This is a genomic window from Arcobacter acticola (genome assembly GCF_013177675.1).
In the GTDB taxonomy this organism is placed as follows: Bacteria; Campylobacterota; Campylobacteria; order Campylobacterales; family Arcobacteraceae; genus Aliarcobacter; species Aliarcobacter acticola.
This window is the reverse complement of sequence record NZ_CP042652.1, coordinates 1,273,899-1,297,721: the sequence shown is the minus strand read 5'-3', so window position 1 is coordinate 1,297,721 and position 23,823 is coordinate 1,273,899. Positions and strand designations below refer to the sequence as shown.

The following is a 23,823-nucleotide window of genomic DNA, read 5'->3' as shown; positions in this document are numbered from 1 at the left end:
TATTTAATTAGTAGCTTTTTCAACTAATAATTCAGCTGTACAATCATAAATATCAACAAAATCTTCACTATCTATAGTATCTGGTAAAACAGATTTTTTAGTAACCTTAGCCAATATCTTCACATCTTTATTTATATCTTTTATAGTATGAGTTAAAAGAGTGATACTTTCTATATCATGTAAAGCTATAATTACTGCCTTTGCTTTTGATATTCCAGCTTCTTGTAAAATATGTTTTTGTGTTGGATTTCCAAATATTATTTTTTCTTTTTGCTCTAAAGCATTTTCAAAAAACTCATAATTATCTATTATTCCTAGATGTTGTATATTGTTTTTTTTCAGATTTAAAAGTATTTGTTTTCCAAAACTACCATATCCACATACAATTACATGATTTTTAAATGACTCTTTTTTTGTAAGTATTACTTCATCATTAGAAGCATCTGTTTTTTGTAAAAATTTATATGTAATAGATTTTATATTTTTTAATATAAATGGAGTAGCAATCATAGAAATAATCACAGAAAGAGTTAATAACTGTCCTGTATTTGAATCTAAAAGTGTAGTTTGTGTAGCTTGAGTAAAAACAACAAATGAAAACTCCCCTACTTGACAAATAGCTAATGAAGTTTCAAGGGCAACTCTTTTTCCAACATAAAAATACATAATTGTAAATATAATCAAAGCCTTTATAATCATAATAATAACACTCAAAGTAAAAACTTGAAATATATGACTTAGAAAAAATTGTATATCAATATGCATTCCAACTGTAACGAAAAACAGTGCTAGAAATAGATCTCGAAAAGGTATTAAATCAGCTTCAACTTGGTGTTTATAGTGAGTTTCTGCAATTAACATACCACCAATGAAAGCTCCCATTGAATAAGTAAATCCTAAATAATGGGCTAAAAAACTTGAACCAATAGCTATGATTAGAATTATCATTATAAAAAGTTCGTGTGTTTCTGCTTTATTTACTAATTTTAAAATATGATTTAAAAAATATTTACCAAAAATAATCATAACTGCAAATAATACGATTGCAGAAAGAAATATATCAAATAATAAATTACTAACAGAACTTTGGCTATTTGATAAAATAGTTAATACTAATAAAATAGGAATAACAGCTAAGTCCTGAAAAATAAGTATCCCTAAAGAATTTTGCCCATAATAGTTTGTAATATTATTTGAATCATTTAACATTTTTAAAACAATTGCTGTTGAAGATAAAGATAAAGCCCCTCCAATAACTAAAGAAGTTTTAAGCTCTAAAGCAAATAAATAATGAGCTAAAAGAGTAAATACAGCTATTGATAAAACAACTTGAAGGCCCCCATATACAAAAACTTATTTACGCATTTGGATTAAATTATCAAGTTTCATTTCAAGACCAATAGTAAACATTAAAAACACAATACCAAACTCAGCAATTTGTTCTAATATATGTGAATTTTCTTCATTTGAACCAACAATATTTACAAGAATAATTCCTGAAAAAATATACCCAACTAAAGGAGGAACATCTAAACGCTTTAATAAAATTCCTAAAATGACTGCTACAACACCAACAGCTAATATTACTAAAATAACTTGTTCCATCAAATCCCTTATGTTTTTTTAAATATTTTTAAATGCTTTTTAATAAATAAGACAGTACTCCACCATTTTTATAATAAATTAGCTCATCTTTTGTTTCTAATTTGCTTTTAACGCTTATTACTTTTACCTCATCACTTCTTTTTATTTCTATATTAACTTTTGCGTTTATTTTTATCTCATTTGATTTTATTGAGATTTGTTCATCTCCCACTAAATGTAAACTCTCAATATCATCATCAATAAACTCTAAAGGTAATATTCCCATTGAAATTAGATTTAATCTATGATTGTGGGCAAATGATTTTGCAATTATCGCTTTTACTCCTAAAAGCTTAGTTCCTTTTGCAGCCCAGTCTATTGACTCACCAATTCCATAGTAACTTCCAGCAAATATTACAAGAGGAGTATTTTGTTTTTGCATTTCACTTGAAAAATCATATATAGATATAATCTCACCACTTGAAAAGTCTTTTATAAATCCCCCCTCTTTTGAACTTATAATCTTATTTCTTAATTTTATATTTGAAAAAGTTCCTCTTAGCATTACCTCAACATTTGATTTTCTATTTTCAAACTTTCCATATTCATTTACCTTAACACCTTTTGATTCAAGATACATTCCAGCTTTAGAATATGGTAATATTTTTCCCATTGGTGTTATTTGCTCTGTAGTAATAGCATTACCAAAAATTGCCATTATACTTGCATCTGTAATTTCAATTTTATCTATACTCTTATTTTCAAATAGTTTTTGATTTTTTTCTGCTTGTATATAAATATCTGTATTGTCCCACTTGTATATAGGTAAGTTTTGATACTTTAGTTTTTTATATTGTTCATTCCCATAAAAGATATCTTTATATGCATTTTTATATATACTGTAATCGATTTTTTTCAGAAATTCATCTACTTCATTAGTATCTGGCCATATGTCATTTAATGTAATATCTTCATATATAGCATTTTCTAAAATATTAAAGTCCATATTCCCTTTTAAACAATAAGCTATTAATAATGCAGGAGACATCAACCAATTTGAATTTATTTTTGGATGTACTTTTTCTTTAAAGTTTTCCATTGAAGATACAAGAGATACAACATTTAAATCAAATTTATCTATATCCATAGAAATTTTAAGCATTTCAAGTTTTTTTGTAGAGTAAAAAGCTAAATCTTTACTAACAATTTCAAAGCCTAATTCTTCAAAATATTTATATAAATCTAGTTTTATCAAATACTCTTTTATTATTAAAGAATCAAGAAAAAGTACTCTTTTGATATTATTGTTAATACTAAGTTCTAGTTCACATGCTTTTTTTGCTAATAAACCTGCTTGTATTAAAGATTGAGTTGTAGTAGAAGAAATAATTGCCAACACAATATCATTATCATTTACATAATGCCCTTTTTTAAAAGTTGTAAATTTACTTCTCAACTCTTCTATACTAAAATTATCTTCTATTTTTCTAGGACCTGCTACTGTAATTTCTATAGATGATAAATCAAGCGTTATATACTCATCATATATTGAATCATTACAATTATATATACCTTGATTTTTAAAATACTCTTCTATTAGACTTGCATTTACTCCTCTAGTTTTCTCTATATATGAAATAGTAGTATTATCAATACCAAAATAAGAACAAATAGCTCCATATTTTGGAGTAATACTAGCTATCATAGCTCTATTCTCTATACTTATATGTTTTAAACCATCTCCATAAAACTCTACAATGGTATCTGATACTTTATGCTCTCTTAGTATATGAATAAGCTTTAATAAAATATCATTTATTCCTATTGTTTGTATTGGTGTACCAATTACTTCTATACCTATTACTTTTGGAAATGATAAATTAGTACTTAAACCTAAAAGCAATGATTGAATCTCTATTTCATTTATATTATAAGAAAGAACTCCAAGGGCATTTATCATAGTAGTTTGAGAATCACTACCTACTAATGTTTCTGGATATATGTATATTTTATCACCTTGAATTTCTGAGCTAATCATAGTAGATAGATATTCTAAATTTACTTTTTTACAAACTCCTAAATTACAAGGTATTACACTAAGGTTTTTAAATTCATTACTAGCCCATTTGATAAAACTATATTTTTGTTCATTTATATTAATACTGTTATCATCTAAAGAGCCATTTATAACTACATCTAACATAATCTTAGGATTTAAATCTTTTGGGTTTTTCCCTTGTGAATATACAAACTCTTTCATTAAAGCTAGTTCCATAAGAATAGATATAGCAATAGAATCTTCTAGTATTACTCTATTTGGATTAAATTCAATTTTATTTAAATAGTTTCTATGTATAAAAGTAGATATTATAGAAGAGATATCTTCCTCTTTTGCATTTCTTATATTTGACTCTAGTAAAATCTTTGCAGAGTTTGGAAGTTTTCTTAATAATGGATATTTTTCAAAAATCTTTTTTAAATCACAATAGTAGTAAACATTTTTATTAAAAATAAAATTATTTGTATATTTATTCAATATTATTCCTTTTGACTATATCATTGTAAAGACTTTCTTATTATAACTTTGAATTGCTTTTAAATACGCTATTAATTTCTTTATATTTTATATAATTTTCTAGATAATTAATTTATATCCCATCATTGATTTTTTAAAGTATCATATAAGCTAAGTTCATATATAAATTGCTTACTTAATTAGTGTTTTAAACACTATGTTATAGTTCATTTATCAAAGGCTTACAATGTCTAATACTTTTAATGTTGAAATAGTTGAATTTAAAAAAATTAATAAAATTGAAATGGGAACAATTCGCAGATCTTTCATATCATGAAAGATTATTTAATGCACAAGGACTTTTAAGAGAATCTTTTAATGGAACTTTTTTTCAGCCAACAGGTGTTAAATTAACAATAAAAATATCAAGTGATAATCCAGATAATTTTGAAGTATTTAATATTTCACTTAAACCTTCACTGGTTAGACTTTTATCAAAAGGAATGAATGAAACATCTGTTCTTAATCGTTTATATGAAGATCAAATAAATAGCGAAACTTTTGTAGAAGCTGAAAATATTTTATGGCAAGTAAAAGAAGTTTCTAAATCTAAAAATGAAACTGTATATGAAATTATAAGTTCAGAATTTTGGTTAAAAGATTTAGAAGATATTGAAAGCTACAAAGCTAAAACACATGCAGATCTACAAGAAGAAATAGAAGACTAACTCCCTATTAAGAAATTATAACACTTTAGATGATTTATTCACTAAAGTGTTATAAACTCAAATATAAAAACCATACTATAAATTTCAATAAGCTATTAAGAAATCTATCCTATAATATGGGCTTGAAAATTTTAAAGGCAAAAAATGACAGATACTATAAAAATATTTAACGCTAAAGAAAATAACTTAAAAAATATAAATTTAGAAATACCAAAAAATAAGCTAATTGTATTTACAGGACTATCAGGTTCTGGTAAATCTACACTTGCTTTTGATACACTTTACGCAGAAGGTCAAAGAAGATACATCGAATCGCTTTCTGCATATGCTAGACAGTTTTTAGATAAAGTTGGGAAACCTGATGTCGAAAGAATTGAAGGACTAACTCCTGCTATTGCTATTGATCAAAAAACAACTTCTAAAAATCCAAGATCTACTGTTGGAACTATTACAGAAGTATATGACTACTTTAGACTTTTATATGCCCGAATTGGAAAACAACATTGTCACCAATGTGGAGAGCCAATTTCTCAAATGAGTGCAAGTGATGTAATCACTCAAGTTCTTACACTACCAAATGAATCAAAAATCGTAATATTAGCTCCTATTATAAATAGAAAAAAAGGAAGCTTTGCTGATTTACTTGAAAACTTAAGAAGTAAAGGTTATGTAAGAGCCATGATTGATGGAGTAATGGCAAGACTTGATGAAGAAATAGAGCTTGAAAAAAATAAAATGCACACTATTAAAATAGTAATAGATAGGGTTGTAATAAAAGAAGAAAATAGAGATAGAATCGCTCAAGATGTTGAAAAAGGTCTTAAAGAGAGTTTTGGAGAACTAGAAATTGAAGTTTTAAACCATGAAGAAATGGGTGTTGAAAAACATATACATTATTCTGAGCATATGGCTTGTTTTTCTTGTAAAATTTCTTTTGAACCACTTGAGCCTTTATCGTTCTCTTTTAATTCACCCAAAGGTGCTTGTTCATCATGTGATGGTTTAGGTATTAGATATGCCCTTGATATGAAAAAAGTTATTGATGAAGAACTTACTATTGAAGATGGAGCTATAAAAGTTATATATGGATTTAATAAAGGATTCTATTTCAAAATGCTTTTAGCTTTTTGTGAAAAAATAGGAGTTGATACTAAAATTCCTTTTAAAGAATTAGAAGATCATCATAGAAAAGCTATTTTACATGGAAGTGTTGAAGATGCTGTATTCTTTTGGAAAAAGCATAAACTTACAAGAAAATGGGAAGGAATTATAAAATTAGCCTACGACATGATCAAAGATGAAAAAGAGATGGCTGACTATATGACTGAAAAGAAATGTGACTCTTGTAATGGAAATAGATTAAAACCCTCTTCTCAAAGTGTGTTTGTAGCTAAAAAAACTATTAGTGATTTATTAAATGTTCCCATAGAAGAAGCCCATGCATTTTTTCAAGATGAAAAGAATTTTGAATATCTATCTGATCAAAATAAAATGATTTCAAAACCTATTTTAAAAGAGATAAAAGAGAGAATCTATTTCTTATATGACGTAGGACTTGGATATATAACTTTAGGTAGAGATGCTAGAAGTATAAGTGGAGGTGAGGCTCAAAGAATTAGAGTTGCTTCTCAAATTGGTTCTGGATTAACAGGAGTTATGTATGTACTTGATGAACCTTCTATTGGACTTCATGAAAGAGATACAAATAAACTTATCAAGACTCTTCGAGCCTTACAAGAAAAAGGAAATACTGTAATTGTAGTTGAGCATGATAAAGAAACTATTCAAGCAGCTGACTTTATAGTAGATATTGGACCAAATGCTGGAAAATATGGTGGAGAAATCGTATTTGCTGGAACCCTAAAAGAGATGAATAAAGCAAAAACACTAACTGCTAAATATGTAACGGGGGCTAAAAAAATAGATTATGTTCATAATCGTCCTCAAGAAGAGTTTATAGAGATAAAAAATGTAACTATAAACAATATAAAAAATTTAGATGTAAAAATTCCCCTTAAAAACCTATGTGCAATAACAGGGGTTTCAGGAAGCGGAAAATCATCTCTTATTTTACAAACTCTACTTCCAGTTGCAAAAGAGCTTTTAAATCGTGCTAGAAAAGTGAAAAAGGTAGATGGTGTTGAAATAGAAGGATTAGAAAAACTTGATAAAGTTATCTACCTTGATCAAAGTCCTATTGGAAGAACACCAAGATCAAATCCAGCTACATATACGGGATTAATGGATGAAATAAGAGAATTATTTGCAAAAACGAAGGAAGCAAGTTTAAGAGGTTATAAAATAGGAAGATTCTCTTTTAATGTAAAAGGTGGTCGTTGTGAAAAATGTCAAGGTGAAGGTGAAATCAAAATTGAAATGCACTTCTTACCAGATATCATGGTGAAATGTGATGATTGTCATGGTAGAAGATACAACGCTCAAACTTTAGAGATTTTATACAAGGGCAAAAATATTTCTGATATATTAAATATGAGTGTTGATGAAGCCTTAGAATTTTTTGCAAAAGTTCCTAAACTAAATGCAAAACTTCAAACACTAAGTGATGTTGGTTTGGGATATATTACTCTTGGACAAAATGCAGTTACACTAAGTGGTGGAGAAGCTCAAAGAATAAAACTAAGTAAAGAGTTAAGTAAAAAAGATACAGGAAATACTTTATATGTACTTGATGAACCAACCACAGGTTTACACTTTGCAGATGTTGATAGATTAACAAAAGTATTACATCATCTTGTTGATTTAGGAAACTCTGTTTTAGTAATTGAGCATAACCTTGATGTTATCAAAAACTCTGATTGGGTTATTGATATGGGACCTGAGGGTGGAAATAAAGGTGGAATGTTAGTTGATGAGGGAACACCTGAATATCTTGCAGCAAATCATAAAATCTCAGGTTCTCATACTGGATATTATTTAGATAAAGAGATAAACAGCTAATGAAAATAGATTACACTATTTTTAATCAAGAAACTGCAATTGATAGATTTTTATTTGCAATTGAAAATGACTATTTTGTAGAAGCTCATGAGTTACTTGAAGATGATTGGAATTTATATAAAAAACAAGGGCAAAAAGAAAAAGCTCTTGTTTTAAAAGGTCTTATAAATGGGGCAACAGCCCTTGCACTTTTTTTTATAAAGAAAAAACCTGAGGGTTATAAAAAAGTTTGGCCTGCATTTTTAAAATACATACCTTTATTAGATCATATTGAATTAGAAAATAAAGAAAAATTTTACGAAGCTAAAAACATATTAATAAAAATAAACTCCCAAATAAAAATCAAGTAATATTAAAATAAAACTTGATTTCTAAGAAGCTGTATTAGCTTGACTTATCATATATGATTTAATTCTCATCATACTTTCTGTAGGATATTGATTTTCACTATTTCCTCGTATCGCTTTCACATAAAAATCTTTTGAAGAATCATTATAACCAAAATTTGTATTAGTCAAAACTACTTCATATTTAGCCTGGCTTGAAGATTGTGTAGAAACTTCACTTGCAGCAGATGTTTGTTTTACTTCTGTTGATGTTTCTTTTGATACTTGATTTAAATCTTCTTTATTTGTTATACCTGATGATTCTTTTGATGATTGAACTTTTTGTATATTTAGAGCTCTATTATCAGTAAATTGATCAAGTTTAGGTATTGCACCATATTCCATAATAACCCTCCTTATAAAATAATATACTGTATTATACTAGAAAAAATAAATATTTGTCAAAATATTTTTATATATTAAAGTTTATTTTGATATTATTGTTTATAAAATTCATATAAAAAAAGGAGTTTCCTTGGAAGATAGTTCCCCGAGGCGTAGTTTATTAAGAAGTGAGAAAAAATGGAAATTTTAATCTTACTATTTATTGCAGTTATTGGTACATCATTTTTATGTTCTATTTTAGAATCAGTTCTACTATCTACAAACGCATCTTACATTTCTGTTTTAGAAAAAAACAATCCTGTTGCTGGAAAGCTATTAAAAAAATTAAAAACAGATATTGATAAGTCTATTGCTTCAATTCTTATTTTAAATACAATTGCTAACACACTTGGTGCAACAGCAATTGGAGTTCAAGCACAAAATGTTTTTGCTGGGAATAGTACTCTTGTTATGGTTGTTTCAATTATACTTACATTTATGATTCTGTTTTTTGCTGAAATTATTCCAAAAACTATTGGAGCTGTTTATTGGAAACAATTAGCACCCCATGCACCTAGAATTATTAATTTTTTTATATTTATTACATATCCTATTATTATTATAACTCAATTTGTTACAAGAAAAATAGGAAAAGAAAGTAGTGATGCTATTTCTAGAGAAGAGTTAATTCATTCAACACTTTTAAGTGAAGAAGAAGGAATTATTGGTGATTTAGAGTCTCAAATAATTGAAAATACTTTAACACTAAATAATATAAAAATAAAAGATATATTAACACCTCGTTCTGTTGTTTACGCAATAGAAAAAAATACTTTAATAAAAGATATCGTTGAAGATAAAAGAACTTTTAAATTTTCAAGAGTTCCTGTTTATGAAGGAAATATTGACAATATCGTAGGAATTGTTTTAACAAAAAAAATATTTAAACAAGCACTTACAGAAGGTGAAAAAAACCTTGAAGATATTATGAAACCTGTATTTTCATTACATGAAAATATTCATGTTGCAAAAGCTTTAAATATGTTTATACAAAAGAAAGAACATATGTTTATAGTACATGATTCATATAATCAAACTGAAGGAATCGTAAGTTTAGAAGATTGTATTGAAACATTACTTGGTCTTGAAATAATGGATGAACTAGATACAACAGCAGATATGAGGAAATTAGCTTTAAATAAAATGAAAGCAAAAAGAAAAGAGAAAGAAAAGGAAAAAGAGAAAGAAGTTTAATCTAATAAATTAAACTTTCAAATTTTTATTCTTTAAGCAAATACTACAAAACTAAATACTAGAACTATTCTAAAATAAAATATATATAGGGCTTAAGCCCCTATATAAATATCAAAAATAACAAATAATATTCTTTTTAATAAGTACTTTTTAAATCTATTTTCTATAGAATCAATGTGAATCTATAAAAAAGGAAAAACAATGACTATCAAACCTAGAAAAAGTGAAGCAAATGAGCCATTTTCATTTATTTTTGTAAATGCAGAAGGTAAAACTATTATCAAAAGTGAAAACTACGCACAAAAAGCTAGTGCAAAAAATGGAATAGAATCTGTTAAAAAAAATTGTCAAGAAGATTCTAGATATGAATTAAAAGAATCATCAAATGGTAAGCAATTTTTTAATATCAAATCAACAAATGGACAAATCGTTGGAACAAGTGCTTTATTTTCAGATGTTATTGAAAGAAATGCTGCTATTGCTGAATTAAAAGCAAATAGTGAAACTGCTGATATTATTGAAGAATAAACAATAAATCTTATAGAAGAAAAAGTGAATGTCAAAGAGGCATTCACTTTTTTTTTGCTATAATATTTAGTCAAAATATGAATGATATATTTAAAATAAAGGTCTATTATGAATAGTACTATTGATTATGAAAAACTAAAACTCTTTTATATTGGAAAAGAAGAATCATCAAAAGATGTTTATACTCCATTAGTTTATAAAAACAAAGATTTATTAACACATGCTGCAATTATTGGAATGACAGGAAGTGGAAAAACAGGACTTGGAATTTCACTACTTGAAGAAGCTGCTATTGATAACATCCCTTCAATAATAATCGACCCAAAAGGTGATATGGGAAATCTACTTCTTACTTTTCCAAACTTAGAAGGAAGTGATTTTGAACCTTGGATTGAAGAACAAGATGCTATTAATAATGGCGTAACAGTAAAAGAGCATGCAAAAAACACTGCTAATATGTGGAAAAAAGGAATTGAAGGGGATTTTCAAAGTGCACAAAGAATTGAAAAACTAAAAAATGCAGCTGATTTTACTATTTATACTCCTGGAAGCTCTGCTGGTGTTCAAATATCTATTTTATCATCTTTTAAAGCTCCATCACGTGAAGTTTTAGAAGATAATGATTTATTAGTTTCACTAATCAACTCTACTGTTTCATCAATTTTATCACTAATAGAAGAGAAAAATGATTCTATTTCAAAAGAGAGTATTTTAATTTCTTCTATATTTATGAATTATTACTCAGCAGGAAAAGATTTAAATTTAGAACAACTAATCTCTTTGATTGTAACGCCACCTTTTGAAAAAGTTGGTATCTTTGATTTAGAAACATTTTTTGCACAAGATGATAGATTAAAACTGGCTCTTAAATTAAATACTATTATTGCAAATCCATCTTTTAAATCTTGGATAGAGGGTGAAACTTTAGATATTTCAAACTTACTTTATGATGAAAATGGAAAAGCAAAGGTTTCTATTTTTTCTATTGCCCACTTAAATGATTCTCAAAGAATGTTTTTTGTTTCATTACTACTAAATCAAATGGTTTCATGGATGAGAAGACAAGAAGGTACATCATCACTTAAAGCCCTACTTTATATGGATGAGATTTTTGGATACTTTCCCCCATCATCAAACCCTCCATCAAAACAACCAATGCTTACACTTTTGAAACAAGCAAGATCTTTTGGTGTAGGAATTATACTTTCAACTCAAAATCCTGTTGATATTGACTACAAAGGTTTAGCAAACATTGGGACTTGGTTTATAGGAAGATTACAAACAAAACAAGATAAAGAAAAAGTAATAGATGGATTAAGTAGTGCAAGCGAGGGAAATCTTGATAAAAATGAAGTAATGAATTTAATATCAAATCTTGAAAAAAGAACATTTATTTTAAAAAATATAAATGAAGATGGAATAAAACTGTTTAAAACTAGATGGGCATTATCTTATTTAAAAGGCCCTATTCCAAAAGATGATATAAAAAAATTAATGGCTCACAAAATTAATCAATTAAATCAAAAGCCAAATGAAGAAAAAACAGAAAAAGAGACAATAAAAGCTCATATCCCAAAAGCAGAGCAAAGTTCAAAACCAATACTTACAAGTAATATAGCTCAAAAGTACCTTTATACTTCACAAAATAATAGCTACTATTTACAAGCTTATTTGACATTTTCTTGTAATGTTCATTTTGTAAATAGTTCTAAGGCTATTGATTTGGAAACTACACAAGCTTTTAAAATTTACTTAGATGAAGAGATGAAAGCTATTGATTTTGAAGAGAGAGAAAATCTTGAAAATGCTTCTTTTGAAGAAAAGGAAAGAACTAATTCTTCTTATTATACTCTTCCTGTTTTTATACAAAATGAAAAAGAGTTAAAAGCAATTGAAAAAGATTTTAGTGATTATATCTATAGAAACACAAAACTAACTCTATATAAAAATGATGCTTTAAAAATTGTTTCTAAACAAGATGAGACTTTGAGTGATTTTAAAATTAGATTGCAAGATAGACTAAATGAAAAAATTGATGATGAAGTTGAAAAACTTCAAATAAAATTTCAAAAAGATAATGATTCAATAGAAAATAAACTGTCAACTCTTTATGAAAAACTAGAACGTGAAGAGCAACAAGCAACAGCCACAACAACAGATACGCTTATATCAATAGGAACATCTCTATTAGGTGCTTTTTTTGGAAAATCAGTACTTACTAAAACAAATATGGGTAAAGTGGCTTCAAGCGCAAAGGGAGCTAGTAGAATACTAAAAGAAAGAAATGATATAAAATATGTTGAAGCTAATATTTTACAACTTCAAGAAGAGCAAAAAACTCTTCAGCATACCCTTGAAAATGAAATAGAAAAAATAAATAGTTCTAACCTAAGTTCAAACTATGAAATTGAAGAAATATTTATAAAACCAAAAAGAAGTGATATTTATAATATAAAATTAGAATTACTTTGGAAAGAACAATAACAATGGCAAAAAACCTAAACGAATTTTTAGAACCAATAAAAAGTCTTACAATAAGCTCACTAGATGACAAAAGATACCCTTTTTCATCTTATGCACCTTTTGTAAAATATAATCATAAATACTATGTATATTTGTCACTTATGGCAAAACATTCATCAAATCTTACACAAAATAAAATAGCTTCTATTTTCTTCTGTGAAGATGAGCAAAGCTGTGAAAATATCTTTGCTAAAAAAAGAGTATCAATTCAATGTAATACATTAAAACTTGACCAAGATACACAAAAAGAGCAAGTGATTCTAAATGAATTCAGAAATAGATTTGGAAAGAATATGGTAGATATGCTTAAAAAAATGGGTGATTTTTATCTATTTGAATTTACACCATTTTATGGAGAAGCTGTATTTGGATTTGGACAAGCTTATAACTTAGGTGGAGAAAACTTTGAAGAGTTTATTCAAAGATCAAGTACTTCTTCAAATGGACATGGAAATACAAAATAATAAAGGATAGAAAATGAAGGGTTTAGTTTTTACAGAATTACTTGAGTATGTTGAAAATAATTTTGGCTTTGATATGGCAGATAAGATTATTGAAGAAGCAAAATTACCAAATAATGGTTCTTTTACACAAGCAGGAAATTATCCATTTGAAGAGCTTGTTAGATTAGTTGTAGCACTTAGCAAAGAGTCAAATATTGAAGTTCCTAAGCTTTTAGAAATATTTGGTGAACATATGTTTTCAAGATTAATATCTTTGAATCCTCAGTTAAAAGATAATTTTGAATCTTCATTAGATTTAATCTCAAGAGTAGATGATATTATTCACCCTGAAGTTCAAAAACTATATCCTGGTGCTGATTTACCAAAATTCAATTTAATACAAAGAAGTGAAAACAAAATAGTTATTGATTATATTTCAAGTAAACACCTAGAACCATTTGCAATAGGATTGATGAAAGGTTCTGCGAAATATTTCAATGAGAAAATCATCATTAGCCAAGAAAAGATAGATGATATTACAAGATTTACTTTAGAAATAGAAAAGTAATAAATGATAGAAGAAAGCCCATGGAAAAAACGTTTTGAAAGAGAACGTAATGCTAGAAAAGAAGCTGAAGAACTTTTAGAAAAAAAAAGTAGTGAAGTATATGATATTAATAAAAATCTTGAAAAACTAATTTACGAAAGAACTTTAGAACTTGAAGACGCCCTAAAAGTTGCAAATATTGCAAAAGAAGCAAAATCAAATTTTCTAGCAAATATGTCTCATGAAATAAGAACTCCAATGAATGGGATAATTGGTTTTACCCAATTACTTTTACAAACAAACCTTAATGAGCAACAAAAAGAGTATATAGATATTATTGAATCATCAACTAAAACATTAATATCAATTATAAATGATATTTTAGATTTCTCAAAAATAGAAAGTGGAAAAACTGAAATTGATTTAAGCCAAGTTGATCTTAAAAAAGAGATGGCTAATAATATTTTATTATTCTCAAAGGATGCACAAAAAAAGGTATAAATTATAGTTTTAATATTGATGAAAAAATAGCTGATAATTTATATGTAGATATTCATAAATTAAAACAAGTTCTATCAAACTTGATTAATAATGCAATTAAATTTACAGATAAAGACAAAAGAATCAATATAAATATAAATTTAAAAAATGATTCAAATAATAAGCAAACAATACTCTTTGAAGTAAAAGATGAAGGTCTTGGAATTGCCATTGATAAACAAAGTAAAATCTTTGAAGCATTTACACAAGCTGATAATTCAACCACTAGAAAATTTGGTGGAACTGGTCTTGGATTAAATATCTCTGCTGCTATTGTAGAGTTATTAGGAGCAAAATTACAATTAAATAGTGAAGAAAATATTGGAAGTAGTTTTTTCTTTGAACTTGAATTTGAAAAAGCTCAAGATGTAAAAAAAGATGAAAAAACACAATTAGATTTAGATTTAAAAGAGGAAATTAAAAACTATAATCAAAATCTAAATATTTTGATTGTTGATGATAATCAAATTAATTTACTTCTAATTTCAGAAGTTTTAAAAAGATTAAATATAAAATTTGTTCTTGCTCAAAATGGGCAAATTGCCATTGATAAATGTAAAGAAGAAAAATTTGATATTATTTTAATGGATATTAATATGCCTATTATGAATGGAATTGAAGCTACAAATATACTAAAAAATGAGTTTAAGCTTCAAACTCCAATTATTGCATTAACAGCTAATTCACTTGAAGGTGATAAAGAAGAATTCCTAAAAAATGGAATGAATGACTATTTATCTAAACCTTTTAATATCAATAAACTTATTGATATAATAAATAAATTTACAAATAAATAAGTCAAAATTTCAATATAAAGAAAACTGTTTTGTTTTCTTTATATTTTAGTATTTTGCTCTGCTGTCTTTTTATCATGAGCTTTATTCTCCATAATAGTACCATCTCCTGAAATTAAAATAGCTAGAGTTCTTGTGCTTTCAAATTGAGATAAGATGATTAATAAAATCATCATTAAAGGAACAGATAAAAACATTCCAATAGTTCCCCACATAGCGCCCCAAACAACTAAAGATAAAATTACAACAAACTGAGAAATATTTAATTTATTTCCCATAAGTTTTGGATAAATTATATTTCCTATTACAAACTGTACACAAACTAAAGCTAAGCATAAAAATAGCACTTGAGTTAACTCAGGAAACTGAATAAGAGCAAAAATCGCAGGAATTAAAACAGCAATAATACTTCCAATTGTAGGAATAAAGTTTAATACAAAAGCTATAAATCCCCATAAAATTGCACCTTGAAGAGAAAACATTTCACATATTATATATGTTAGAAAGCCAGTACTTAAACTAATAATTGTAGTGATTGAAATATAAGTTCTGATTCCTTTAGAAACAGATGTTAATACATTTTGAGCTTTATCTCTATTATTTTTTTTAGGAAAGAGAGCATTTAGTTTTGTGTTAAAAAATCTTTGGTCAATTAATAGAAATAATACATATAAAAATATTTGAACAATATTACTAAAAATAGCACTAAAAGCACTTATGATTTTGTTTATCACACTTGATAAGCTAAACTCTTGAAAAAACTTTTGTAAAGGTGTTGCTAAATCAAATGAAGTCATTAAAGATAATTTATCTATTAATGCATTTACTTTACTATCAAGCTGAGAAATTGTTGAACTTAACTCTAACATACTAGAAGCTATAAAACTTCCTATTTCAATCATAGAATAAACGATGAAAATCAAAGATAATGGAATAGCTATTAAGTCCCCTACTTTTTCATTTAAAAAAGGTAATTTTTTAATTTGATTTGCAAAGGCATTTATTAAAAACCAAATTAATATGGCAATTGCTATTGGTGTTAAAATATTACTTAAACTATTTAATGCAAAAACTACCAAAAATACAAATGCAAAAAAATAAAAAGCCCCTGCAAAATTAGTTTTTGATAATGTTGTTATATTTTCAAAACTACTATTTTTTTCCATAATTAATCCTCTATTTTTTTCTTATATATAATTTTTTTTATTTTAAATTTACGCAATTATATTCATTTAATCCAAGTTTTCTATAAATGTAATAAGTATTTGACTATAATTTGCAAAAATTAAAAAAGTAGATTAATTGATAGAGCTTGAAAATAGAGAAATATGCTACAAATGTTATAGACCAAAATCCTCTTGTATTTGTGAATTTATAGTAGATCCCATAAAAACCCGAACCAAATTTGTAATTTTAATGCATCCAAAAGAGTTTAAAAAAACAAAAAATGGAACAGGCCATATGACAAATAACTCTTTAGAAAACTGTGAGCTACATGTGGGAATTGATTTTACAAATCATAAAAGAGTAAATGAACTTTTAAATGACAAAAATTATGAACCTTATGTTTTATATCCTGATACAAATAGTATAAAACTAAATAGTGAGAAAATTCCAACTCTAAAAAAATCTTTAATTTTCATAATAGACTCAACTTGGCCTTGCTCTAAGAAAATGCTAAGGCTAAGCAAAAATCTTCAAAATCTAAGAAAAATTAGCTTTGAACATAATAAATCATCACAATTTAAAATAAAAACACAACCAAATCAATATTGCCTATCTACAATTGAATCAACCTTATGTGTATTAGAACAATTGAATAATCATAACATAGAAAAGATTCCTGAAAAAAAATTATTAAATTTTTTACTACCTTTTGAGAATATGGTTAAATACCAATTAAAATATGCTAATGATGAAAATAATATTAGGTATAAACCAGCATATAAAAAAGCTAACTTGTTTTAAAAGAGATATTTTTAATAATTTAATATAAAAAAATATTTCTTATTATTAAGATTTAATCATATTTTGGGTATTTTATATAAAATTAAAATACGAAATCTATGTGGGGATTATTTTTATGAGTAAACTAAAGTCGGTAGTTGTTAGTTTTGCTTTATTTAACAGTTATTTATTTGCAAATATTATAAATAATGAATTAGAAAATAAAGAAAAGAGTTTTATTGAAAAAGATTTGAGTAGTGCTAATAAATCTTTTTTAGAAAAAAATTATCTACCATTCATTATAGATAAAAAAACATTAAAAGATTACTATAAACACAATAATTATCAAACATATTGGATAGATAAAAATGGTATAAAAGATATCTCTATTTCTCTTCTTGATAAAATAAAAAATGATCCTGTTCTTGGACCAAAATCTCTACAAACATTTAAATTAAATGAAGTTCTTGAAAAACTAAAAGGTTTTGATATAACAAAAGTAGAAAATCACAATGATTTATTAACTATAGATTTTATGATTACAGAATTATATGATAAATATTTTACTTATCTTTTAAAAGGTTCAATAAACTGGAAAGCTTTTGAAGAAAAGCTTAAAATGATAGACAAAGAAACAGAGATAAAAGCATATTGGGATAGAGTTTATTTTTCAAAAGACTCAAAAATATTGTTGAGTAAAGCTATTAAAAATAATGATTTATCTTTTGCTTTTAAAGAAATTGATTTTAATTTTCCTAATGCTGATAAATTAATTCTTGCTATAAATGATTTACAAACTATCTCAGAAAATGGTGGTTATACAAAAATACCAGAAATAAAAAGCTTAAGACTTGGAGACAATTCTGAGCTTGTAAAATTTCTAAGAAAAAGATTACTTCAAAGTAACGATTTACTAAAAACATGTGAAAACAATATTCAAAGCAATATAAATGCTGAAAATGTTATTACAAATAATATTAATGTGCAAAATCAAACAAATGTTACAAATGAAAATATTAATAAAGAAACAATAGAAAAACCTATAGCTATTTCTTGTGAAGATAATTTTGATGAAGATTTAAAAACAGCCGTTATCTCATTTCAAAAAAAGCATGGATTATATGCAGATGGAATCGTAGGTGCGCAAACACAAAGATTCTTAAATATGAGTGCTGATGAAAAAATAGAAAAAATCAGATTAAACCTTGAAAGAATGAGATGGTTGCCAATAGATTTAGGAGAAAAATACTTAATTGTAAACATCCCTGAATTCAAATTAAGAATGATTGAGAATAATGATGTTAAATTAAATATGGCAGTTGTTGTAGGAGAAAGAAAACACCCTACTCCTATATTCTCAGACAAAATGTCATATGTTGTTATAAATCCAAAATGGAATATTCCTCAAAGCATTACAAAAAAAGAGATTATTCCTAAATTAATAAAAGATCCAAATTATCTAGCTTCAAAAGGTATAGATATTTATGATTCTTGGCATCCTGAATCTGAGAAAATGGATGCTAAAGAAATTATTGATGCATTTATTTTAGAAGATGTAGACTCTATTCCAAATTTCAGATTAACTCAAAGCCCAAGTTCTGATAATCCATTAGGAAGAATGAAATTTATGTTTCCAAATAAACATGCAGTTTATTTACATGATACACCTGCAAAAAGCTTATTTAGTAATGCTAGAAGAGCGTATTCTCATGGATGCATAAGATTATCTAAACCAGAAGAATTAATGGCTAAAATAGCATCTGAAGACAATAATCTAAATATGGAAAAAGTAAACGCTATATTAAAAGATTCAAATGAAAAATCAATAGGCTTAACCAAAAAAATTCCTATACATTTAGTTTATTTAACTTCGTGGGTAGATGAAGATGGTGTTTTACAATTTAGAGAAGATATTTACAATTATGATAATATCCAAAAAGATTTACTTTACTAATAGATTAAAAAAATATAATTAGACTGAGCTTTACGCCAGTCTAATTTTTGCTAGCCTTTTCTTTTCAACTAACATTTTATCTTGGAACTGTTTGTTTTTATTTTTTGCAAAAACTTGCATATCTTCAACTTCATCCATTTCATCAACTATCTCAACACCTAAAAGAGTTTCAATAGCATCTTCTAAAGTTACCACACCACTTGTTTGTCCATAGTTATCTTGAACCACAAATAAGTGTGTTTTTCTTTTTATGAATTGGTCAATTAAAGAAGAAACAGGTACATTTTCAGAGATTTTATGAACAGGAACTGTAATATCTAATAAAAGAGTACTATCTCTTTCTTCAACACTCTCTTCCAGAATAGTTTGATTAAATACTATTCCTATGATATCATCAATATTCTCTGAATAAACAGGAATTCTTGAGTGGATATACATTTTATCATCTTCAATAGCATCTTCAACACTAGTACTTGATTTAAATGCAAAAACTACACTTCTTGGAGTCATAATATCTTTTGTTTTGATATTTTTTAGTTTAAAAAGATTTTCTATCAAAGTACTTTCAGTAGAAAGAATAGAACCCTCTTTTTCCCCCATAGTAACTGCTGCCATAATTTCATCTCTTGAAAAAGCTGAATCTTTTGATTTACCTTTTGAAATAGAATTTGTAATAAATAAAGATATCCAAACTAAAGGATAAGTAATTTTTATTAAAAAATTAATTAAATATGCAGATGGAAGTAAAAGTTTTTTCCAGTATACAGCACCTATTGTTTTTGGTATTATTTCAGAAAAATAAAGAATACAAAGAGTTAATGCAACAGCAATAATAGTCTCATATTTGTTTCCATACAACATTTGCGCTTGTGCACCAACACCTGCTGCTCCCATTGTATGTGCAAAAGTATTTAATATTAAAATAGATGATATTGGTTTATCAATATTTGATTTTAAATTTCTTAGCATTTCAGCAGTATCTGAATTGTCTTTTTTACCTAATGATTCAATATAAGAAGGTGTGCTTGAAAGTAAAACAGCCTCTAAAATAGAACACAAGAAAGAGACAAGTAACGCGATTAGAAGATAAGTAATTAGAAGAGTCATATTGCAAACCCTGAGTTGTTTTTAGAATAAATTAAATTACGCCTACGATAGGAGTCAGTTAAATTCATTGATATAATCCTTTGAAAAATTTTAACGAGGATTATACCATATTTTATTTTATTAAAGATATATTATTTAAAATATGTTTTATATTTTCAACACTAAGATGGTGTTTCTCTTCTAAAACCTTCATAAAGAACCTTACTTCGGCGTTTGTGAAGCCATCAAGTTCTTTGTCTTTTATAGAAATTTTATCCTCTTCTAAACGAACTCTTTTTAGTTTTCCATTAGTTTCTTTAGCATAATATACAATATCAAGTTGTGTTTGGTTTACTTTTTCTATTGTTACAATTATTCTATCTGACTTAACTTTTAAATCAAACTCTTTATATAACTCTAAAAATTCTGCTGTAGTTGTATATCCTATATAAAGTTTTGTAAAAATATCAAAATAAAGACCAAGTTTTGGTGATGAAAAAAACTTTAAATCAACTGTAAATTTTTGATGTTCCCTTGATTTATTTAAAATCCATTCTAAAGTAGGAAAATATTGGAATTTTTTATATTTTACTTTACATGCTTCTACAAACTTGCTATTTCTAGGAGATTTTAAAGTTTGAATATCATTTTTAACTTTTTTAGCAAAAATAATCTTTTCTATTAATTCTTCATCTTCTAAATCATTTGTTAACCAAATAGTAGCATATGGTGGAAAGTTTTTTAATCCAACTGAACCTTTTGTAACTACTATTAAAGCATTTATATTTAATGTTGGAAATATCATCTTTAAAAGAGCATATTTTTTTGCCAATCTTTTATTTAAACTCGAAGTTTTTTTAGATGTACTCATCTCTACAAAATATAATGAGTCTTTTGTAAAAAATAAAGCATCAAACTCACTAATATCTTTATATGCTGATTTATAAACTATTTGAGAACTTCTATCTATTAAAAGTCCACTTTTAATATATAGATTTTCTTTATCTTGGTATGGACCTTTTAATACAAATCTTGTGATTTCATCTTGAGTTAATGCATATTGCATTAAAAGTTCATAAACTATATTTTCATAAACTTCACCTTTGAAGCTGCTATATGCCGATATATATGAAATATCTTCTTTTGATGTGTTACTTTTAACTAATGCTTTTAAGCTCTTGCTATCATATGAGTAATGAAAAAGGTTTTCTGTTATGTCTTGTATATCAAGACTTTTTATTTTATCTGTAATTGTAAATTGCTGCAAATTGTATTAAGGTAAATAAATACCCTTCCCTTCTATTCTTAAGTGATTTTGATTATAGCTAAAAAAATTTTAAATACCTTAAATATTCTGTAATTAAATTTAATTTAAAAGGGGTCAGGTCATGAATCGCCACTTTTAAGCCTTCTTAATAATTTTTGATACACTAGACGAAGATATTTCTAAATATCTTGAAATCTCACTTTGTTTATATCCATGATAAAAAGCATACTTGATTTTTCTATTTCTTTCTTCTTTGGTATTTATATTCATAAATATATCATTTAAACTTTTTTCTTTTTCTCTTACTATTTTCTCATCTTCAGTTTTAAGTTTTTCTTTATGAATACTATTTATATTTTTAACTTCTTCATTATTTAAAGGTATTGATAAAAACATAGCTAATTCTTTTACTGAAAAATCTCTTATTATAAAAGATTTATCTAAACACTTTTCTATACAGTTATTTAGGATTGTATAAGAAGATGAGTATTTATAAATTCCTATATTCTTTGTCATATTTGCTTTCACTGGGTTTGATTCTATATATTTATATAAAATATACAAATAGTTTTCATTTAACACATACCATGACTTAAACCTATCTTGCCATAAATGACCTACTCTATTGTACTTCTTATTATAATATGTTGCATATTTAGAGTTTAATTGTCTCATTGCCAAAGATAAATTTTCCAGTGAATTTTCTAGTAATAAATGGTAATGATTATCCATAATACAATATGAGTGTATTTTTAGTTTATATTTCTCACAAACTTCATTTAATATCTCTAAAAACTTATCTTTATCAATTGGATATTGCAAAATATACTTTCTTTCTACTGACCTATTATATACATGGTGAAAGCCTGCTAATTCTATTCTTACTCTTCTTGGCATATTTTATCCTTTTACAATACAATATTAGGATTAGTATATAATAATTTTATTTTTTATTTTATTAAAAGTGGAAATTCATGACCTGACCCCTATTTTCCTTGTATTTTCCTTGGACATTTTAAAGCCCCTAGTGTCTTACTATCCCAAGCATCATTTTGTAAATGACAGCTCTCATCACAAAATATTTTATAGTTAATAATCAATCACTTTTATATTTTTCTCGTTTTAATCTTTCTAGTCGTAAATACATTTGAAGAGCTCATATTGTTACTGCTTGAGTTAGAAACCTTTATTCTCTGGCTTACTTTTCAATAGTAATAATAATTAGTTTTAAAGAAGTTTGATTTTTTGAAAGTTCTTAAAAGTATTTGATGTTGTAGTACGGGGAATTATACTTTTTAATCTTTTTGGTTAAGTGTGTTATATTACTTGTGCCTCATGTAATATAATTACAAATCATGATACTATTTTAAGTTAAGGTTTGATGCTTTCCTCATTTGTTGAAGTTTATTTTCTTTAGATTCTTTCTTACTATTTAAATCTTTTGATAAAAAATCAAAGTTATCTAAGATATCTTTATTCTTCAGTTCAAATTCTCTTTCTTTTTCTTCTAATATTTTTATACTTGAATTAAGTAGTGTATAATCAATATTTGTAAAATGATAAAAACCTGAATTTACTTCTACTTCATTTAAAGCAGTTGCTAATGATAATACAAAAGGCGTAAAATATTTATCGTTTATATTTGTTTTGTTTAATCCTTCAGCTAATGCTGTAATAGCTACTGTTATCTTATGTGGTCTAACTCCAAATTTACCCTCATAAACATCTGGCATAGACTCAAAAACTTGGTTAATAAGTTCTTGGGAAGTTTTACTTATGTTATCGTCAAAATTAAATCTTTCATTTTGAATTATTAATAAGTTTTCAACAATGATAGATGCTTTAGCTTTTGCAAGTAAATTTGGGAAAAATGAAAATAAACTCATCAAAACTCCCTATGTTGTAAAGAAATCAACTAATTTCACATTATAGTATGGAAATTTTCTAATCATCATTATTGTCTCAACTGTGGGCTTAGCTATATAGTTTACAAATTTGCCTTCAGTCCAAGCCTCATCATAAGAAGAACCATATAAACAAAGTTTTAATTCAATACCGTTATATAATGACTCTTCATGAGATTGCACTGAAACAGAGAAACTCAATCTGTCAAAAATAAAAATCCAATTATTATTATTTGGATTTTGCCAATACAAGGTTCCATCATCACTTAAGGAATATTCAATATTTTGAGCATCTAGTTGTTCTTTTACCTTTGTTAACGTTAACTTATTATCCTTTATATCCGTTAACGTGTTTACAACAAACTTAAGCTCTTTTGTTACTGCAAATGTTCTAAAAATATTTTTTAGAACAAGTATTAAAATAATTCCTACAAGTAGAAATAGTAAGATTTCCATATTAGTCCTTATATTATATATTCATTCAAGTAAATTTATTATTTGTTTAGAATATAACTTTTTAGCTTATATAATACTTTCTTAG

Annotated in this window: 21 protein-coding genes and 1 pseudogene; 12 read left to right on the top strand and 10 right to left on the bottom strand. The window is 26.2% G+C overall.

Going from position 1 to position 23,823, the window contains the following annotated elements; all coding sequences use genetic code 11:
* Positions 1-3 precede the first annotated feature (3 nt).
* From AACT_RS15525 to acnA, 3 genes and pseudogenes are all read right to left on the bottom strand, one after another.
* Positions 4-510 (bottom strand): NAD-binding protein, encoded by a 507-nt coding sequence (locus AACT_RS15525; protein ID WP_228720570.1) that lies wholly within the window; start codon positions 508-510, stop codon positions 4-6.
* A pseudogene (locus AACT_RS15520) lies at positions 499-1,605 on the bottom strand (cation:proton antiporter domain-containing protein); the annotation flags it as partial. The pseudogene AACT_RS15520 and the gene AACT_RS15525, both read right to left, overlap by 12 nt.
* A 28-nt stretch (positions 1,606-1,633) precedes the next feature.
* Complete coding sequence (gene acnA / locus AACT_RS06660) at positions 1,634-4,120, bottom strand: aconitate hydratase AcnA (protein ID WP_172126061.1); 2,487 nt, start codon at positions 4,118-4,120, stop codon at positions 1,634-1,636.
* Positions 4,121-4,374: 254 nt separating this feature from the next.
* On the opposite strand from acnA, the gene AACT_RS06655 reads away from it, so the two are divergent.
* The 3 genes from AACT_RS06655 (at position 4,375) to AACT_RS06645 (ending at position 8,135) form a co-directional block, all read left to right on the top strand.
* Positions 4,375-4,827 (top strand): hypothetical protein, encoded by a 453-nt coding sequence (locus AACT_RS06655; protein WP_172126060.1) that lies wholly within the window; start codon positions 4,375-4,377, stop codon positions 4,825-4,827.
* A 144-nt stretch (positions 4,828-4,971) separates the two neighbouring features.
* Positions 4,972-7,785 carry an excinuclease ABC subunit UvrA gene (uvrA, locus tag AACT_RS06650; protein ID WP_172126059.1) on the top strand — a complete coding sequence of 938 codons (2,814 nt, stop codon included), beginning with the start codon at positions 4,972-4,974 and terminating at the stop codon, positions 7,783-7,785.
* Positions 7,785-8,135 carry a DUF309 domain-containing protein gene (locus AACT_RS06645; protein WP_172126058.1) on the top strand — a complete coding sequence of 117 codons (351 nt, stop codon included), beginning with the start codon at positions 7,785-7,787 and terminating at the stop codon, positions 8,133-8,135. The genes uvrA and AACT_RS06645 overlap by 1 nt, the downstream gene beginning before the upstream one ends.
* A gap of 21 nt (positions 8,136-8,156) precedes the next feature.
* Here the strand turns inward: AACT_RS06645 and AACT_RS06640 are convergent, their stop codons facing one another.
* Positions 8,157-8,516, bottom strand: a complete 360-nt coding sequence (locus tag AACT_RS06640; RefSeq protein ID WP_172126057.1) for a hypothetical protein — start codon at positions 8,514-8,516, stop codon at positions 8,157-8,159.
* A gap of 177 nt (positions 8,517-8,693) precedes the next feature.
* Here AACT_RS06640 and AACT_RS06635 point away from each other — a divergent pair, with 177 nt between their 5' ends.
* From AACT_RS06635 to AACT_RS06605, 7 genes are all read left to right on the top strand, one after another.
* Positions 8,694-9,749: a CNNM domain-containing protein gene (locus AACT_RS06635; protein WP_172126056.1), complete on the top strand. Its 1,056-nt coding sequence runs from the start codon at positions 8,694-8,696 to the stop codon at positions 9,747-9,749.
* 201 nt (positions 9,750-9,950) lie between these two features.
* Positions 9,951-10,277, top strand: a complete 327-nt coding sequence (locus AACT_RS06630; RefSeq protein WP_172126055.1) for a YegP family protein — start codon at positions 9,951-9,953, stop codon at positions 10,275-10,277.
* Positions 10,278-10,385: 108 nt separating this feature from the next.
* The gene (locus AACT_RS06625) at positions 10,386-12,761 is read left to right on the top strand and encodes a helicase HerA domain-containing protein (protein ID WP_172126054.1); all 2,376 of its coding nucleotides are present in this window, start codon (positions 10,386-10,388) and stop codon (positions 12,759-12,761) included.
* 2 nt (positions 12,762-12,763) lie between these two features.
* Positions 12,764-13,264, top strand: coding sequence for a pyridoxamine 5'-phosphate oxidase family protein (locus AACT_RS06620; RefSeq protein WP_172126053.1), 501 nt, complete (start codon positions 12,764-12,766; stop codon positions 13,262-13,264).
* A gap of 13 nt (positions 13,265-13,277) precedes the next feature.
* A complete protein-coding gene (locus AACT_RS06615) occupies positions 13,278-13,811 on the top strand; it encodes a heme NO-binding domain-containing protein (protein ID WP_172126052.1) in 534 nt (177 codons plus the stop codon).
* A 3-nt stretch (positions 13,812-13,814) separates the two neighbouring features.
* Entirely contained in the window at positions 13,815-14,291 is a 477-nt protein-coding gene (locus tag AACT_RS06610) for a histidine kinase dimerization/phospho-acceptor domain-containing protein (RefSeq protein ID WP_172126051.1), read from the top strand.
* Entirely contained in the window at positions 14,258-15,127 is an 870-nt protein-coding gene (locus AACT_RS06605; protein WP_346726262.1) for a response regulator, read from the top strand. The genes AACT_RS06610 and AACT_RS06605 overlap by 34 nt, the downstream gene beginning before the upstream one ends.
* A 38-nt stretch (positions 15,128-15,165) precedes the next feature.
* Here AACT_RS06605 and AACT_RS06600 read toward each other — a convergent pair whose 3' ends face one another.
* Positions 15,166-16,290: an AI-2E family transporter gene (locus AACT_RS06600; RefSeq protein ID WP_172126049.1), complete on the bottom strand. Its 1,125-nt coding sequence runs from the start codon at positions 16,288-16,290 to the stop codon at positions 15,166-15,168.
* A 136-nt stretch (positions 16,291-16,426) separates the two neighbouring features.
* Between AACT_RS06600 and AACT_RS06595 the strand changes: the two genes are divergently transcribed.
* Both AACT_RS06595 and AACT_RS06590 read left to right on the top strand, forming a co-directional pair.
* Positions 16,427-17,092: a tRNA-uridine aminocarboxypropyltransferase gene (locus AACT_RS06595; RefSeq protein WP_346726251.1), complete on the top strand. Its 666-nt coding sequence runs from the start codon at positions 16,427-16,429 to the stop codon at positions 17,090-17,092.
* 115 nt (positions 17,093-17,207) lie between these two features.
* The gene (locus tag AACT_RS06590) at positions 17,208-19,025 is read left to right on the top strand and encodes a L,D-transpeptidase family protein (RefSeq protein ID WP_172126048.1); all 1,818 of its coding nucleotides are present in this window, start codon (positions 17,208-17,210) and stop codon (positions 19,023-19,025) included.
* Between the two features lie 30 nt (positions 19,026-19,055).
* Here AACT_RS06590 and AACT_RS06585 read toward each other — a convergent pair whose 3' ends face one another.
* The 5 genes from AACT_RS06585 to AACT_RS06565 form a co-directional block, all read right to left on the bottom strand.
* Positions 19,056-20,132, bottom strand: coding sequence for a CNNM domain-containing protein (locus AACT_RS06585; RefSeq protein ID WP_172126047.1), 1,077 nt, complete (start codon positions 20,130-20,132; stop codon positions 19,056-19,058).
* Positions 20,133-20,244: 112 nt separating this feature from the next.
* On the bottom strand, positions 20,245-21,378 hold the full coding sequence (locus tag AACT_RS06580; RefSeq protein ID WP_172126046.1) for a hypothetical protein: 1,134 nt from the start codon (positions 21,376-21,378) through the stop codon (positions 20,245-20,247).
* Between the two features lie 135 nt (positions 21,379-21,513).
* The gene (locus AACT_RS06575; protein WP_172126045.1) at positions 21,514-22,275 is read right to left on the bottom strand and encodes a transposase; all 762 of its coding nucleotides are present in this window, start codon (positions 22,273-22,275) and stop codon (positions 21,514-21,516) included.
* 464 nt (positions 22,276-22,739) lie between these two features.
* Entirely contained in the window at positions 22,740-23,264 is a 525-nt protein-coding gene (locus AACT_RS06570) for a hypothetical protein (RefSeq protein WP_172126044.1), read from the bottom strand.
* A gap of 9 nt (positions 23,265-23,273) precedes the next feature.
* Positions 23,274-23,738 (bottom strand): hypothetical protein, encoded by a 465-nt coding sequence (locus tag AACT_RS06565; RefSeq protein ID WP_172126043.1) that lies wholly within the window; start codon positions 23,736-23,738, stop codon positions 23,274-23,276.
* Positions 23,739-23,823: the final 85 nt, after the last annotated feature.